Genomic DNA, 15,435 nt, shown 5'->3' with positions numbered 1-15,435 from the left:
GGCCGCACAAGAAAGCACGCATGACTCCTTCCGTTCTCGTCGTCACGGTGACGTACAACTCGACCGAGGCCATGCGCCCGTTCCTGTCGTCGCTGCCGTCGGCAGGCTCGAGCGTCGTCGAGGTCATCGTGGTCGACAACGCATCCGACGGCGCTGCGGAGACGGGCGAGCTGGTGCGCGCGGCCGGGTACACGTTCGTGGAGCTGCCGAAGAACGAGGGATACGGCGGTGGCGTGCGCGCCGCCGTCGACGCCGCGACCTCGAACCCCGACCTGATCCTGGTCGCGAACCCGGATGTGATCTTCCAGCCCGGCGCGATCGACGTGCTCGCCTCCGCGGCGCAGGAGCTGCCGGGCGCCGGCTCGCTCGGCCCCAAGATCCTGGATGCGGACGGCACCGTCTACCCGTCGGCCCGCCGCCTCCCCTCCCTGCGCACCGGCGTCGCCCACGCGCTGTTCGGGCGCATCTGGCCCACCAACCCGTGGACGGTGCGCTACCGCGCAGAGCGCGAGACGGAGTCCCGCAGGGCGGCCGGCTGGCTCTCTGGCGCGTGCGTCCTCGTGCGTGCGGAGGCATACCGCGAGCTGGGCGGTTTCGACCCCGGATACTTCATGTACTTCGAAGACGTGGACCTGGGCGCCAGGCTCGGGCAAGCGGGCTGGCGCAACATGTACATCCCGGACGCCGTCGTCACGCACACCGGCGCGCACTCCACGTCGCGCGACGCGCACACGATGGAGAAGGCCCACCACGACAGCGCATACCGGTATCTGTCGCGCAAGTACGCTGGCTGGTACTTCGCCCCGCTGCGTCTCGCCGTCCGCTTCGGCCTGTGGGGCCGCCTGTGGTGGGTCTCCCGGTGAGTGCGTCGTCGTTCGCGCGCCGCGCCGTGTCCGCCGCGCGCTGGCGCTGGGCGATGGCCCGCTACCGCTCCGGCCGGTTCCGCCCGCAGCGCCTGCACGGCGCAGCGGAGGGCGGCGAGGTCGCGATCATCATCTGCCTCTGGAACCGCCGTGAGCGCATCGACGCGATCCTCACCCAGCTGGATGCGCAGCAGGGCACGCGCATCCGGTTGCTGTTCTGGAACAACCGCCCTGCCGACGCCGCGTACTACCGCGAGCGCATCGCCGCGTACCGCCCGCACGGCGCTCTCGCCGAGGTGAGCATGTTCACCAGCAGGGTGAACGTGGGCGGCCTCGGCCGCTTCTTCGTGGCGCGCAAACTCTACGTCGACGGCTACCGCGGCGCCTTCCTGATGCTCGACGACGACCAGGACGTCAGCGACCACCTGGTCACCGACCTGCTCGCCGCGTCTGGGCCGCACACCATCGCCGGGTTCTGGGCCTGGACGATGGACGGGGACTACTGGGCCCGCAGGCCGGCAGAGCCTGGCGACCGGGTCAGCTACGTGGGCACCGGCGGCTGCGCGTGCGACATCGACATCGTCAGCGACCTGTCGTTCTTCACCGAACTCCCCCGCTACTTCGCGTTCCTCGAAGACGTGTGGATGTGCGGCTACGCCCGCAAGCGCGGCTGGCGCCTGCGCAAGGTCGACACCCCGATCGAGTTCGTCCTCGACGAGACCAATCAGCACCACTCCCTGGCCGAGCTCAAGGCGGAGTTCTACCGCTACCTGCAGCTGGACGACGTCAGCACGGCTTGAACGCCACCGCGTCAGCGGACAGCACGGCAGGGCCACCGATGAAGACCACCTTCGTCGCCTTCATCTTCGCGATGTCGTTGCCGATCGAGCGGGGGACGCACCAGCCGGGTGTGACGAACAGCGGGCCTCTGGTCGCCCCGGCGAGCGTCGAGCCGGAGAGCGCGTCCGGGAAGGTCGTGCCCGCCGCGATGTAGACCGTGGATGCGGTCGGGAACTTCGACGCGTTGATCAGGTGACTCGTCTCGAACCTGTCGCTTCCGCCGATCCGCGTCGCGGTCACTCCGACGTTCTTCAGCGCCGTCTCGTAGCCGTTCCCGACGGCGCTGGGCCCGCCGATGATCGTGGCCGTCTTCACGGCCGAGGCGGCGAGGTACGACGCCGTCGGCGCATCCAGGGCAGCAGAGCCGGTGACCAGCAGCATGGGCTGCGCGGCGACGCCAGCTGCTGCCGCGGCGGAGAGCGCATCCGGGAAGTTGACGCCGGACGCGAAGTACGCGCCGGTGGCCGCAGGGAAGGCGTACTTCGCAAGCTGCCTGGAGGTCTCGAAGCGGTCGTAGCCCGCGACCCGCACGGTGTTGGGCTGGACGGTGCGCAGGGTCGCCAGCACGTCGTCCCCGATCGCTGCTGCTCCACCGACCACCACGATCTTCTTCGGCGCGAGCCGCTTCAGCTCGGTCAGCACCGAGGAGGGGACGAAGCCGACGTTCGCGAGCAGCAGCGGTCCCTTCTGGGCGGCCGCAGCCGGTCCAGCGCTGATCGCGTCGGCGAAGTTCGCGCCGGATGCGATGTACGCCACAGGAACGCCCGCGGCCGGGTACGCGGCCTTGGACACGGCCACCGAAGTGTCGAACCGGTCTGCTCCCTGCACCCTGCCCGCCGTCGGGCTGCCGTTGATGCCGGAGGAGAACAGCACGGTCCTGCAGCCGAACGGCGCGTTCCCCGCCGTGTTGCCCGGTGCCGCGATGGCGGTGATGCAGGCGGAGTACTGGCCGTCGCCCGAGCGCGGGATGCTCGCGCTGAACCCGTGGTTGGCGCCTGCCGCCGGGAAGGCGTTGCCGACATCCGGCCTGGACGCCGACGCAGCCACCGTCTGCGTGCTGACTCCGGACGGGGTGTTCCAGGTGATCTGCACGCTCACCACCGAGGTCGCGAGCGTGAGGTCGATCGCCCATCCCGCGACCGAGAACGACGACGCGGTGAGCGTGGCCGACTCGTAGTTGCCGGTCGGCGGGACGCCACCGGAGGTGGGCCCGAACCAGTCCGTGTACTGCACCCAGAAGTTGCGGTTGCCGTATGCGGAGCAGCCGTCGCCCGTGCCGTACAGGTTGGCGAGGGCCGCGGCGTTCGGCTGGTACGGCGTGTAGTAGTAGAGGGCGGCGGTGGCCTTGTTCTGGATCAGCACGTTGCCGGCGCCGCACGCGGCGTTGGGGCTCCAGCGGATGGCGCTGACCTGGCCGACCGGGAACCAGGTGAACGAGTTGTTGGTCCCCGGCGGGTTGCCGTAGCGCTTGTACTGCCAGGCCGCCATGTAGACCTGGTTGTAGAAACCGAAATACTGCGAGTCGCACGCCGCGGTGTCCGGGCAGGCGTACCCGGTGGCCTTGTTGTACTGTCCCGTGGTCGGCCAGGTGTCCTTGACCAGCCCCTGCTCCTTCTGCAGGAGCACGAGCAGCACCTTCTGGCTGATCCCGCACGCGGCGCCGACCTTGGCGATGATCGTCGCCGAGGTCTCGTTCGCGCCTCCGGTGTATGCCGCGCACATGGCGTCTCCGGCCCGGGAGAACGTGCTCTGGCGGTAGTCCTTGAGGCAGGTGTATCCGGCGCGGCAGGTGGTGACCTGGGTGTTCAGGAACGCCTGGATGGCGCCGGCGTCGAGCGCCGAGCCGTTGTAGAAGTTGTAGTCGCTGATGATGTTGCCCGGATCGAACCCGGAGGCGACAGCCGTCTTCACCGGGCCGAGAACCCCGGCGGCCGGTCGGGATGCGGACACCGCTGCCGATGCGGACCCCGGCTCCTGGGCCTGCGCAGGCGCGCCGAGAATCGCGCCTCCGAGCGTCACGGCGATGGTCGTCATGAGCGCTGCGAGAAGGCGCGCGCGAGCGTGGCGGGTCAACACATCGTCGAGCCTAGCCAGGATACGCAGCGTTCGGGCCCTCTGACGCAAAGGAATTGCATGCAAATTGCGTCGAACGCTCGTTTATTGAATTTGCCTCAGTTTTGCCGCACCCCGTTCGGGGGTGAAACGGCTACGGGCAGACGCTGAGCGACGAGATGCCGGACGAGAGCGCCGCCGTCCCGCCGAGGACGGTCATGGCGGTCGCGCCGAGCCTGCCGACCTCCGCCACGGTGCTCTGGGCGACGCATCCGGTCTGCACGACGTAGAGCGGGGCGCCCTTCGCTCCCGCGAGCGCCGATCCGGCCAGGGCGTCCGGGAAGGTCACCCCGGAGGCGACGAACAGGGCCGTGTCCGAGGAGAACACGTTCTTGTTGACCACCTGCGCGGTCTCGAAGCGGTCGCTGCCCCCGAGCCTCGTGACCGGGGCGATCCGGCCGAGCGACGTGGCGAGCGCGTTGGATACGCTCACCGGGCCGCCGACCACGGCGATCGAGGTCGCGCCGAGCTTCGTGATGAGCGACGAGGTCGCCGCGTCCGCTCCCGCGGCATAGCCGGGAACGAGCACGACGGGATTCGCGAACGATCCGGCCGCCGCTCCGGCCGACAGCGCATCCGGGAACGAGGTCCCCGTGGCGATGTAGACCCGCTTCGCGCTCCCGAAGGCGAACGCCGTGACCTTCCTCGACGTCTCGTACCTGTCGCCCCCGGCCAGCCGGGTGACCGTGCCGTACGACGAGAGGGTCTTCGCGACACCGGCGGATACGGCGTTGACCCCGCCGACCACGATGATCCTCGTGGGCTTCAACCGGGCGATCTCGGCGGCGATGGATGCGGGGAGCGCCCCGGGCATCGTCAGCAGCAGCGGGGCGCCGAGCGCGACCGCGGCGGGTGCTGCCGAGAGCGCATCCGGGAAGTCGACTCCGGAGGCGACGACCACCGCCTTCGCCGTGCCGGGGAATCCGGCGCGCGAGATCTGCACGGCGGTGTCGAAGCGGTCGCTGCCGGACAGCCGCGCGACGGCGGGCTTGGCGACGGTCGTGATCGTCCCCGTCGAGGTCGCGGCCGCGGTGGTGCCCCACCGCGAGACCAGGCGGTATGTGTGCTTCCCCGGCGTCGTGGGCAGGGGAACGCTCCACGCCCCCGCCGACGACACCGTGGCCGTCGTGTTCGCGCCGGAGGCGTCCGTGCGGCCGTCGTAGTAGACGGACACAGTCGTCTGGGCGTTCCCGCCCGCGACGGTTCCGGTCAGCGATCCGGGAGCGAACACGGTCGAACCGTCGTGCACGGAGGGCACGGGCGCCGAGACGGCCACCGATAGCTTCCAGCCGGGCTGCTGCGATGCGACGCTCGACGATGCGGAGGAGCGCAGCGGGAAGAAGGCGCCGAGCTGTCCTGAGCCGCAGGTGTCCGACTGCGAGCTGGCGCTCGTCACGCCGAGGGCGTACGCACCGACGACGGCCGAACCGCCGCTGTCGCCCTTCAGCACGCACGCGTCGCTGATGATCTCGTTGACGTCCTGGCCGTCCACGTCGACCATCGCGTCGACGGCGAGCACCTTTCCGCAGGTCCAGCCACTGCTCGACCCCGACTTGCACATCGAGGCCCCGACGACGGCCGTCGTGTCGCCCTTGATGCCGAGCGAACTCGCGGTCGGCGCGCCCTGCGCACCGCCCCAGGTGGAGATGGCCGCCTGGGGGGCGAACGCGGTGTTCGTCACCGCGATCCGGCCGGAGTCGAAGCCGCCGCCGAACCGGAACGTCCCGGCGACGGGAGAGCCGATGGTCGCTCCGAACTGCGCGGCCGGGTCGCTCGGCCTGCTCTGGACGATCTGCATGATCGAGGAATACGGCGTTCCCTGCACACAGTGCCCTGCCGTCACGAACTGCTGCTGGTTGCTCGCGTCCGTGCCGTTGAAGCCGATCGAGCAGCGCTCCCCGCTGTTCGCGTCGACGAGGTAGCCCCACGCCGTCCCGCCGAGCAGGGGCGCTGCCGCCGCGTTCAGCCGGAGACCGCTCATGGCGGGAGGGGCGGACCCGACGGTCACGGTCGCTCCCGTCGCCTCCGCGGGAGCGATGTCCGCCGACGACGCGACGGTGACGTGGAGGTCCGTGCCGTCGATGCGCGACGCCACCACGTCGACGCCGTCCTTCTTCAGCGACGACACGACCGCTGCTGCGTCTGTCGCCGCCGCCGCGTCGCTCAGGTACTCCTCGGGAGTGACACCGAGGTCACGCTGGACGGCGTCGGTGAGGTCGGCGGGAAGCTGGGCCGCCGCTGCGGCGAAGGTCTCGGGGGCGTACTCCCCCATTGTCGGCGTTCCTCCGGGCAGCGTCGGGGCCGGGTCGGCTGCCTGCCGCGCGAGGGAGGCCGCCGGCGCGGCCGGCGCTGCGGCGGCCGGGCCCGCGATCCCCAGGGCGATGGTGGCGCAGACGGCGGCGACGATCGCCGTACCCAGACGGAGGTCGGTCATGGGAGCTCCTCGGAGACGGTGTGCCGGGGCGAGCCGGTAGACAGCGCGGTCGGGCGCCACCAGCCACCTTATTCGACAGCACACGCGTGCGCGACGGCTCGCCACGCCGCGGAAACGACGAAGGCTCCCGCTGTTCGCGACAGCGGGAGCCTTCCGACGTGGATGCGCGTGGCGCTCAGGCGTCGACGGCCAGCAGCCCGTTGAGGTAGCGACCGTACCCGCTCTTCACGAGCGGCGCGGCGAGGACGGCGAGCTGCGCGTCGTCGATCCACCCGGCGCGCCAGGCGATCTCCTCGATGCAGCCGACCTTGAAGCCCTGCCGGTCCTCGATCACGCGCACGTACTCGGAGGCCTGCATCATCGACTCGAATGTGCCGGTGTCGAGCCACGCCGTGCCGCGGTCGAGCACCTGCACCTGCAGAGTGCCCGCATCCAGGTAGCGCTCGTTGACGGTGGAGATCTCGAGCTCGCCGCGCGCGCTCGGCTCGATCGTCTTGGCGATCTCGACGACGGAGTTGTCGTAGAAGTAGAGGCCGGGCACCGCGTAGTTGCTCTTCGGCTTGACCGGCTTCTCCTCGATGGAGACGGCGGTGAAGCTGTCGTCGAACTCGACGACGCCGTACGCCGTCGGGTTGCTCACGTGGTAGGCGAAGATCAGTGCGCCGTCGATCTCACTGTGGTTGCGCAGCGACGAGCCGAGCCCTGCGCCGTGGAAGATGTTGTCGCCGAGCACCAGAGCCACCGACTGGTCCCCGATGAACTCCTCGCCGATGATGAACGCCTGCGCGAGGCCGTCCGGGGACGGCTGCACGGCGTACTCGAGCCGGATGCCGAGCTCCGACCCGTCGCCGAGCAGCGCCTTGAACTGCTGGTTGTACTCCGGCGTCGTGATGATGAGGATCTCGTTGATCCCCGCCATCATCAGCGTCGAGAGGGGGTAGTAGATCATCGGCTTGTCGTAGATCGGCATCAGCTGCTTCGAGATGCCCTTGGTGATCGGCCACAGACGCGTGCCGGAGCCGCCGGCCAGGATGATTCCGCGCATGTCGGTCAGTTACCTCCGTTGTCGAGCGAGGCGTAGAACGCGCGGGCGGCCTCCCAGGTGGGAAGCAGCCCGGCCGCTGCGGCCTCTGCGAGGCCGGGGGCCTCGGTGTCCTTCGGGGAGAGCAGCAGTTCGCCGGCCTCCTCGGGGAAGCGCAGGCCGATCTCCGCGTCGAGCGGGTCGATCCCGTGCTCCCTGGTGGGGTTATACACGTCGCTGACGAGGTAGCTGACGGTCGCGTCGTCGGTGAGGGCGACGAAGCAGTGGCCGAGCGCCTCGGAGACGTAGATCGCCCTGCGGTCCTTGTCGTCGAGCAGCACGGTGTCCCACTGCCCGAATGTCGGCGAGCCGACCCGGATGTCGATGGCGAAGTCGAGCACGGCGCCGTGCGTGGCGGTGACGTACTTGGCCTGCCCGACGGGGATGTCGGCGAAGTGGATGCCGCGCACCGAACCGCGCTTGGAGACGGACGTGTTGCCCTGGCGGAGGTTCAGTGAGTGGCCGACGGCCTCCTCCAGACGGTCGTACCGGTACCACTCCAGGAACAGTCCGCGGTCGTCCGCGTGCTGCTTCGGAGTGATCTCGTAAGCGTCAGGAATACTCAATTCGCGAATCTGCACCCCAGGAGTCTACTGGCAGACGCTGAGCTTCCCCACGAGATCGCTGAGCGCCGTGGTTCCGCCGAGGAGCTTGTACGTCGGAGCGCGGAGCGTCTGCTCCGCCGCCTGCGGGTACACGCAGCCCTGCGGGGTGACCTGCAGCGGGCTCTTCGCCGCCGCGGCGTACGCCGCTCCGGACAGCGCGTCGGGGAATGCGGCCCCGGAGGCGAGCAGCGCGGTGGACGTCGCCCCGGGGAACGCGGCGGCGTTGACGGCCACGCTGGTGGCGAAGCGGTCGCTGCCCGCGAGCCTGGTGACCGTGAAGCCGAGCTTCTGCAGGCCGTTGGCGAATCCGGCGGACACGCTGGCAGGGCCGCCGACGACGTTCACTTTGGTGGCCTTGAGCTTGCGCAGCTCGGCGACGGTGAGGCTGTCGGGCGAGCCGAGCGCGCCGTTGACCAGCAGCACGGGCTTGCCCTGCGCTCCGGCGGCTCCGCCGGCGGAGAGTGCGTCGGGGAAGTTCAACCCCGAGGTGATGTACGCCGTGTCGGCTCCGGCGGGGAACGCCTGGTTCGCGATGGCGATGGAGGTGGTGAACCTGTCGTAGTCAGAGACCCGCGTCACCGACGATGCGACGGAGCGCAGCTGCTGGACCACCCCATCCGTCACGGAGGCCGCTCCGCCTGCGATGAAGATCTTCGCCGGCTTGAGCCTGCGCAGCTCCGTCATGATCGGAGCGGGAACAGCGGTGGTCTGCACGAGCAGCAGCGGCCCGCCCAGCTTCGCGGCCGCCGGAGCGGCGGCGAGCGCGTCGGGGAAGTTCAAGCCGCTCGCGATGTACGCAGAGGCGACGCCTGCGCCGGGGCTCGGGTATGCGGCGCGGGAGATGGCGGCGGACGTCTCGTACCTGTCCCCACCGGAGAGGCGCGACAGCGCGGGCACCGAGCCAGCGGTGGACGATCCGTACCAGGCGTTGAACAGCATCCAGAAGTTGCGGGTGCCGTATGCCGAGCAGCTGTCACCGGTTCCCGGGTAGCTGGCGAGCGAGGCGGCGTTCGGCGTGTACGGCGTGTAGTAGTACAGCGCGGCGGTCGCCTTGTTGAAGATGGCGACCTGGGCAGAGCCGCAGGAGGCGTCGAGGTTGTAGCGCACCGCGTTCACCTTGCCGACCTTGATCCAGCCGAACGACCGTGTGGTGCCGGCAGGGTCCGCGTAGCGCTTGAACTGCCACGCGGCGCCGTAGACCTGGTTGAAGAACCCGGTGGATGCTGCGCTGCTGTCACAGCCGAGGCTCGTGTCCGGGCAGTTCCAGCCCGTGGCGTGGTCGTACATCCACTGGGTCGGAGCGCTGGTCGAGACGAGCCCCTGCTCCTTCTGGATCATCGTGACGAGCACCACCGGGTTGATGCCGCAGGCGACGCCCACCTTCGCGATGATGGTGGCCGCGGACTCCCCCGCCGCCCCCTGGTATGCCGCGCACATCGGGTCGGCCGCCTTGGACGGCGTCGTCTGTTTGAAATTCTTGACGCATCCGGGTGCCGCGGTGGTCGTGCACCCAGCGCCCTTGGTGTTCAGGAACGACTGGATGGTCGCGGCGCTCCACGCGTTCCCCTTGTAGAAGACCGCGTCGCTCACCAGGTTGCCCGCGACGAACTTCGACGCGACAGCGTCGGACGCCCCTGCGGCGTGGAACTCGCCCATCCCGTCGATCACGTTCTGCTGCTCGGCTTCCGGCGACGTCGCCGTGCCCGCCGCTGCCGCCGCCGCCTGCACCTGGGCGTAGTACGCGGCGGCCCTCTGGTCGTCCGACGTGTCGGCCACCGCCGCCGTCGGCGCTGAGAGCAGTGCGATCGCCGTGGCCCCCGCCGCGATGATCCCGAACAATTTCGTGCGCGTGCGGACGCGCTCCCCCGTGTTAGTCACGAGCGCGAGCCTAGAACGAACCGTGCACCCCTGCAATATCCGCATTGCCTATCGGTGAAGGCTCTCAGGGAGCGACCGGGTAGAATCTCTGCGGCAGTCCAGAATCCGTGAGGCAGGTCCTACTTTCCATGAAAATTCTCGTCACCGGCGGCGCCGGTTTCATCGGCTCCAACTTCGTCCGGCGAACGCTGCAGGATGCGTACCCCGGCCTCGAAGGCGCAGAGGTCGTCGTGCTGGACGCTCTGACGTACTCGGGCAACCTGGAGAACCTGGCCCCCGTGGCCGACTCTCCCCGCTACACCTTCATCAAGGGCGACATCCGCAACGGCGGCCTGCTCGACGAGCTGTTCCCCGAGATCGACGCCGTCGTGCACTTCGCGGCGGAGTCGCACGTCGACCGCTCGGTGCGCGACGCATCCATCTTCGTCGAGACCAACGTGCTCGGCACCCAGCAGCTGCTCGACGCGGCGCTGCGCAACGACGTGAAGCGCTTCGTCCACGTCTCCACCGATGAGGTCTACGGCTCCATCGCCGAGGGCTCCTGGGACGAGGAGCGGCCGCTCGAGCCGAACTCGCCGTACTCCGCGTCGAAGGCGGGCAGCGACCTGCTCGCGCGCAGCTACTACCGCACGCACGGCCTCAACGTCTCGATCACGCGCTGCTCGAACAACTACGGCCCGTACCACTTCCCCGAGAAGGTCATCCCGCTGTTCGTCACGAACCTGATCGACGACAAGCACGTCCCGCTCTACGGCGAGGGCAACAACATCCGGGACTGGCTGCACGTCGACGACCACACGCGCGGCATCGCGATGGTGCTGGTGGGCGGCCGCGCCGGCGAGATCTACAACATCGGCGGCGGCACCGAGCTCACCAACAAGGAGCTCACCCAGCTGCTGCTCGACGCGACCGGCAAGGACTGGTCGTACGTCGACCGCGTCGCCGACCGCCTCGGCCACGACCTGCGTTACTCGGTCGACATCTCCAAGATCCGCGCAGAGCTCGGCTACGAGCCGCTCGTGCCGTTCCAGCAGGGCCTCGCAGACGTCGTGCAGTGGTACCGCGACAACCGCAGCTGGTGGGAGCCGCTGAAGGCACGCGCCGCGCTGGACAACTGATGACGCGCTACCTGATCACCGGCGCCGCCGGGCAGCTCGGCCTCGACCTGCAGCAGGCGCTCGCCGGCCGTGAGGTCACCGCTCTGCGCCGCGCAGACCTCGATGTCGCCGACCGGGATGCCGTGCTCGCCGCCGTCGCGGGCCACGACGTGGTCATCAACGCGGCCGCGTACACCAAGGTCGACGACGCGGAGACGCACGAGGACGAGGCGTACGCGATCAACGCGACCGGCCCGGAGAACCTCGCCATCGCGGCGAAGCAGCACGGCGCGAAGCTCGTGACCGTCTCGACCGACTACGTGTTCGACGGCCACGGCAGCGCCCCGTACGCCGAGGACGCCCCGCGCGATCCGATCAACGCGTACGGCCGCACGAAGGCCGCCGGCGAGGAGCTGGCGCTCGCAGCGCATCCGGACGGCACGTACGTGGTGCGCACCGCGTGGCTCTACGGAGCGGGCGGCGCGAACTTCGCCAAGACGATGGTGAAGCTCGCGGGAAGCCACGAGACCGTCAGCGTCGTGGAGGACCAGCTCGGCCAGCCCACCTGGACGGCCGACCTGGCGGCACAGATCGTCGCCATGCTCGACGCGGACGCCCCGGTAGGGGTCTACCACGGCACCAACGCGGGCGAGACGAGCTGGTACGGCTTCGCCAAGGCGGTCTTCAGCGAGGCCGGTTTGAACCCTGATAGGGTCACACCGACCGACAGCTCCGCGTTCGCCCGCCCTGCACCTCGGCCCTCGTACTCGGTGCTCGGTCACGAGGCATGGCGCGCCGCCGGCCTCGAGCCCATGCGCGCGTGGGACGAAGCACTGGCAGACGCAGCGCGTCACGGAGTTCTGGAGCAGCATGACAACCCTGAGAGTGGTCGTTGATGAGCTCATCGGCGACGCCCCCGGCGGGGCGCGCAGGTACACCGAGGAACTGACCAGGCAGCTCATCGCCACGGCGCCGGCGGGGTGCCAGGTCGAGGGCATCGTCCCCAACGTCTCCGACGACATCGTCGACGACCTCCGGATGCTCCTGCCCGGCATCGCGTCGATCACGACCCTGCCGATGGGCAGGCGCGAACTCGTCATGGCCTGGCAGTCCGGGCTCAAGCTCGGCGGCGTGAGCGGCATGGTGCACGCGCCCAGCTTGCTGGCTCCGCTGCGCAAGCACGACAGGGTGAACGACGGCGACCAGATCGCGGTGACCATCCACGACGTGCTCCCCTGGCTGCACCCGGAATCGCTCGGCTCCGCCAACGCCCTCTGGCACAAGGCGATGGCCAAGCGCGCCCGCAAGCACGCGGACGCCATCGTGGTGCCGACGCACGCCATCGCGGACCAGCTCGGCGAGTTCATCGACTTCGGCGACAGGGTGCGCGTCATCGGAGGTGCCCCGGCCACGACGCTGCGCCTCCCCGCGGACGCCGACGAGCGCGCGGCCAGGCTCGGCCTCCCCGAGCGATACGCGCTCACGCTCGGCTCGATCATGCCGCGCAAGGGCATCGCACCGCTCATCCGTGCCGTCGCCCTGCCGGACGCCCAGGACATCCCGCTCATCATCGCCGGACCGGACAGGTACGGCGACGGCTCGGCCACCGGGGTCGCTGCTGCGGCCGGACTCCCGGAAGACAGGGTGCGCGCGCTCGGCCACCTGGACGACGCCGACCTCGCCGTCGCGCTCGACCGCGCGACGGTGTTCGTCTTCCCCAGCCTGGCGGAGGGGTTCGGGCTGCCGATCGTCGAGGCGTTCAAGTTCGGCCTGCCCGTGATCCACTCCGACGACCCCGCCCTCGTCGAGGTCGCAGCGGGCGCAGGACTCGTGGTGGAACGACCGGACACCCCGGACGACGCCGCGTACTCCGAGCGGCTCGCGGCGGCCATCGGCCGGGTGCTGACCGACGATGTGCTGCGCAGCAGGCTCGGCATCCTGGCCGCCGACCGCGCCCGCGCGTTCAGCTGGCGCGACTCGGCAGAGCGCGTCTGGCAGCTGCACGCCGACCTGTAGGCACCCCGGCACGGCGCGCTCGGAGACTGTCCAGGCCGTCGTTGCTATTCTGACCCGGTCATGTCTTCCTCTTCTCGCCGCCTCACCTCCCTCGACGGGCTCCGCGGCGTCGCCGCGCTGATCGTGGTCGCGCACCATGTGAGCCTGCTGTACCAGCCGATGGCCGCGACGTACGTGGGCGGCACGCTGCCGTCCGAAGGATCGTGGGCGTGGTGGTTCAGCCACTCCCCCCTCAAACTCCTGACGGCCGGTCCGGAAGCCGTGATCATCTTCTTCGTGCTGAGCGGCTTCGTGCTCAGCCTCCCTGTTCTGAAGCCCAGGGAATTCGACTGGATGGCGTATTTCCCCCGCCGTCTCGTCCGCATCGGCCTGCCCGTGCTCTGCTCGCTGGTGTTCGCCGCCGCTCTCGCCCTGCTGGTGCCCCAGATCCCGCGGTTCGGCACCAGCGCGTGGGTGGCGTCGACCAGCGTGTACCCGCTGAGTATCGAGCGTTTCGTCGTGAACATCGACCCGCTGAACGCGGATGTGGCGCTCAACAACCCGCTGTGGTCGATCTACTGGGAAATGGCGTTCTCGATGGCCCTGGCGCTCTTCGTCGGGCTCGCGGTGGCTCTGCGGCGCTTCTGGCCGCTCGTGCTCGCTCTCGCCGTCCTGTCGACGTTCCTGGGCATCGATTCGCAGGGCAAGAGCTTCCGCTACCTCCCCGCCTTCTTCGTCGGGGCCGTCGCAGCAGCGCTGTTCCCGCAGATCCGGAAGCTGGGGTCGACGATCTCGTCGTGGCGGCTCGGGCACCTGGTCTGGGCGGTGGTGTTCGTCGGATCTTCGCTGCTGCTGATCGGCACGTGGCTGTTCCCGGGACTGACGCCGATCCCGCTGATGCTGCTCGCCGGATTCCAGCCCGTTGCCGCGCTGCTCATCCTGATCTGCTGCCTGGAGTGGGCGCCGTTGGCCTGGCTGCTGTCGGTCGGGCCGCTCCGCTGGGCCGGTCTGGTGTCGTTCAGCCTCTATCTGGTGCACGTACCGATCATCATCACCCTCTACTACCTGTTCCCGACGCTGTCGCTTCCCGTGGTCGCCGTGCTCGCCGTCGTCACGGCCATCGCGGTCTCCGCCGGTTTCTACGTGCTCGTGGAGAAGCGCTCGCACACGCTGTCGAAGATCACCGGAGCCGCCGTCGCCCGCGTCTTCGCCAACCGGAACGCCGAAGCGGCTGCACCGGATGCGCAGCAGACCCCGGCGCGCGAGCTAGCGTCCGACCCGCGCGCCTGACTCCACGGCGGCCTGCTCGGCCGTCCCTGCTGCCTCGCTCGCCTGCTCGGGGCCGAACCAGGCGCGGTAGCGCTCGGACGCCCAGGCGCCGACGGCGCGTGACCAGCCGTGGCTGCGCTGCTCGATCAGCCAGGTGAAGCCGATGGCGACGAGAACGGCGAGCGGGATGCCGAACAGCAGCGGCACGTACCAGGCCTGCCCGGCGAACAGGTACGTGCTGAAGATCAGGATCGGCACGTGCACCAGGTACAGGCTGAACGAGATGGTTCCCGCGTACTGCAGCGGGCGCGACTCGAAGAGGGCGTGCAGCGGCTTCCAGCCGATCGCGGCGACCACCAGTCCTGCTGCGGCGAGCGGCATCAGTCCCTTGAGCACGGCGACGAGCTCCGGCAGGTCGGCGACACCGGGCCCGAACAGCCACGGAGCGATCATCAGCGCGCCGCTGCCGAGCGTCATCGCCGCCCACACCAGGTGCCGGATGCGGCGCGCGTTCAGGCGCTCGGCGAAGATCCGCACCGAGTCCAGGCGAACGGCCAGCACGGCCCCGACGAAGAACGCGGGCAGGTAGGACAGTGCGCCGGCGTCCGTCCGGACGCCCAGCCAGGTGAGCAGCACGGCGGCGGCGAGGCCGCCCAGCCACCAGCGGCGCACCGCGATGGCCGCGATGGCGAACACCGGAAGCGCAAGCGAGAAGATCAGCTCCCAGCGCAACGACCAGAGCGGGTTGTTGATCTGGCCGTCTCCGCCGAGCAGGTCCCAGGCCTTGACGATGTACTCCCAGCTGAACGCCGGCGTCGACGAGTCGCTGAGCCAGGTGCCTTTCGGCTGGGTGCTCACCTGCGGGATGGCCGCGACGAACCCGGCCGCGAGCAGCACGGACGCTATGACCGGCACCATCAGCCGAACAGCACGGCGGGGGAAGTACGCGATCCAGTCGAAGCCGCGCTTGCGGACGACCGGCAGGGTCACGACGAGCCCGGAGAGGACGAAGAAGACGATGACCGACTCCCAGCCGGCCGTGAACAGCTTCAGCGGCGTGTAGCTGATCCACCACATCGGAGAACCGCTCGGAGCCGTGCCCCCGCCCGGTGTGCCGGGGAAGTTGGGGTTCGTGTACATCGCGTGGTGCAGCACCACGATCAGCGCCGCCGCCCCTCGAAGACCATCGAGGGAGGCCAGCCGTCCACCCGTTTTTTTCGTCACATTCACACCAGTACTCGACATAGGCCGACCACGGTAC

The 15,435-nt window shown here is 69.6% G+C and carries 12 protein-coding genes; 6 read left to right on the top strand and 6 right to left on the bottom strand.

Annotation, left to right across the window (positions count from 1 at the left end; genetic code table 11):
* Window positions 1-20 precede the first annotated feature (20 nt).
* The gene (locus ACN6M5_RS18200; RefSeq protein ID WP_434952022.1) at window positions 21-863 is read left to right on the top strand and encodes a glycosyltransferase family 2 protein; all 843 of its coding nucleotides are present in this window, start codon (window positions 21-23) and stop codon (window positions 861-863) included.
* Entirely contained in the window at window positions 845-1,663 is an 819-nt protein-coding gene (locus ACN6M5_RS18195; RefSeq protein ID WP_434952019.1) for a glycosyltransferase family 2 protein, read from the top strand. The genes ACN6M5_RS18200 and ACN6M5_RS18195 overlap by 19 nt, the downstream gene beginning before the upstream one ends.
* On the opposite strand, the gene ACN6M5_RS18190 is transcribed toward ACN6M5_RS18195, so the two are convergent.
* From ACN6M5_RS18190 to ACN6M5_RS18170, 5 genes are all read right to left on the bottom strand, one after another.
* Entirely contained in the window at window positions 1,650-3,737 is a 2,088-nt protein-coding gene (locus ACN6M5_RS18190; protein ID WP_434952017.1) for a cell wall-binding repeat-containing protein, read from the bottom strand. The two genes, ACN6M5_RS18195 and ACN6M5_RS18190, sit on opposite strands and share 14 nt — an antisense overlap.
* A 172-nt stretch (window positions 3,738-3,909) precedes the next feature.
* Window positions 3,910-6,249, bottom strand: coding sequence for a cell wall-binding repeat-containing protein (locus ACN6M5_RS18185; RefSeq protein ID WP_434952014.1), 2,340 nt, complete (start codon window positions 6,247-6,249; stop codon window positions 3,910-3,912).
* Between the two features lie 175 nt (window positions 6,250-6,424).
* Window positions 6,425-7,294, bottom strand: a complete 870-nt coding sequence (gene rfbA, locus ACN6M5_RS18180; protein WP_085369139.1) for a glucose-1-phosphate thymidylyltransferase RfbA — start codon at window positions 7,292-7,294, stop codon at window positions 6,425-6,427.
* Between the two features lie 5 nt (window positions 7,295-7,299).
* The gene (locus tag ACN6M5_RS18175) at window positions 7,300-7,911 is read right to left on the bottom strand and encodes a dTDP-4-dehydrorhamnose 3,5-epimerase family protein (protein WP_434952011.1); all 612 of its coding nucleotides are present in this window, start codon (window positions 7,909-7,911) and stop codon (window positions 7,300-7,302) included.
* Between the two features lie 9 nt (window positions 7,912-7,920).
* Window positions 7,921-9,813 (bottom strand): cell wall-binding repeat-containing protein, encoded by a 1,893-nt coding sequence (locus tag ACN6M5_RS18170; RefSeq protein WP_434952010.1) that lies wholly within the window; start codon window positions 9,811-9,813, stop codon window positions 7,921-7,923.
* A gap of 128 nt (window positions 9,814-9,941) precedes the next feature.
* Here ACN6M5_RS18170 and rfbB point away from each other — a divergent pair, with 128 nt between their 5' ends.
* From rfbB to ACN6M5_RS18150, 4 genes are read left to right on the top strand one after another with little or no spacing between them, the layout of a single operon-like run.
* Window positions 9,942-10,931: a dTDP-glucose 4,6-dehydratase gene (rfbB, locus tag ACN6M5_RS18165; protein ID WP_085369142.1), complete on the top strand. Its 990-nt coding sequence runs from the start codon at window positions 9,942-9,944 to the stop codon at window positions 10,929-10,931.
* Window positions 10,931-11,806: a dTDP-4-dehydrorhamnose reductase gene (gene rfbD / locus ACN6M5_RS18160; RefSeq protein ID WP_434952006.1), complete on the top strand. Its 876-nt coding sequence runs from the start codon at window positions 10,931-10,933 to the stop codon at window positions 11,804-11,806. Before rfbB ends, rfbD begins: the two co-directional genes overlap by 1 nt.
* On the top strand, window positions 11,781-12,926 hold the full coding sequence (locus tag ACN6M5_RS18155) for a glycosyltransferase family 4 protein (RefSeq protein ID WP_434952003.1): 1,146 nt from the start codon (window positions 11,781-11,783) through the stop codon (window positions 12,924-12,926). Before rfbD ends, ACN6M5_RS18155 begins: the two co-directional genes overlap by 26 nt.
* 60 nt (window positions 12,927-12,986) lie before the next feature.
* Window positions 12,987-14,195: an acyltransferase family protein gene (locus ACN6M5_RS18150; RefSeq protein ID WP_434952000.1), complete on the top strand. Its 1,209-nt coding sequence runs from the start codon at window positions 12,987-12,989 to the stop codon at window positions 14,193-14,195.
* Here ACN6M5_RS18150 and ACN6M5_RS18145 read toward each other — a convergent pair.
* Window positions 14,172-15,398, bottom strand: a complete 1,227-nt coding sequence (locus tag ACN6M5_RS18145) for an acyltransferase family protein (protein ID WP_434951997.1) — start codon at window positions 15,396-15,398, stop codon at window positions 14,172-14,174. The genes ACN6M5_RS18150 and ACN6M5_RS18145 overlap by 24 nt on opposite strands.
* Between the last annotated feature and the right edge of the window lie 37 nt (window positions 15,399-15,435).

This window comes from Leifsonia araucanica (assembly GCF_051161895.1).
Classification (GTDB): Bacteria; Actinomycetota; Actinomycetes; order Actinomycetales; family Microbacteriaceae; genus Leifsonia.
This window is presented reverse-complemented; position numbering and strand designations above follow the sequence as displayed.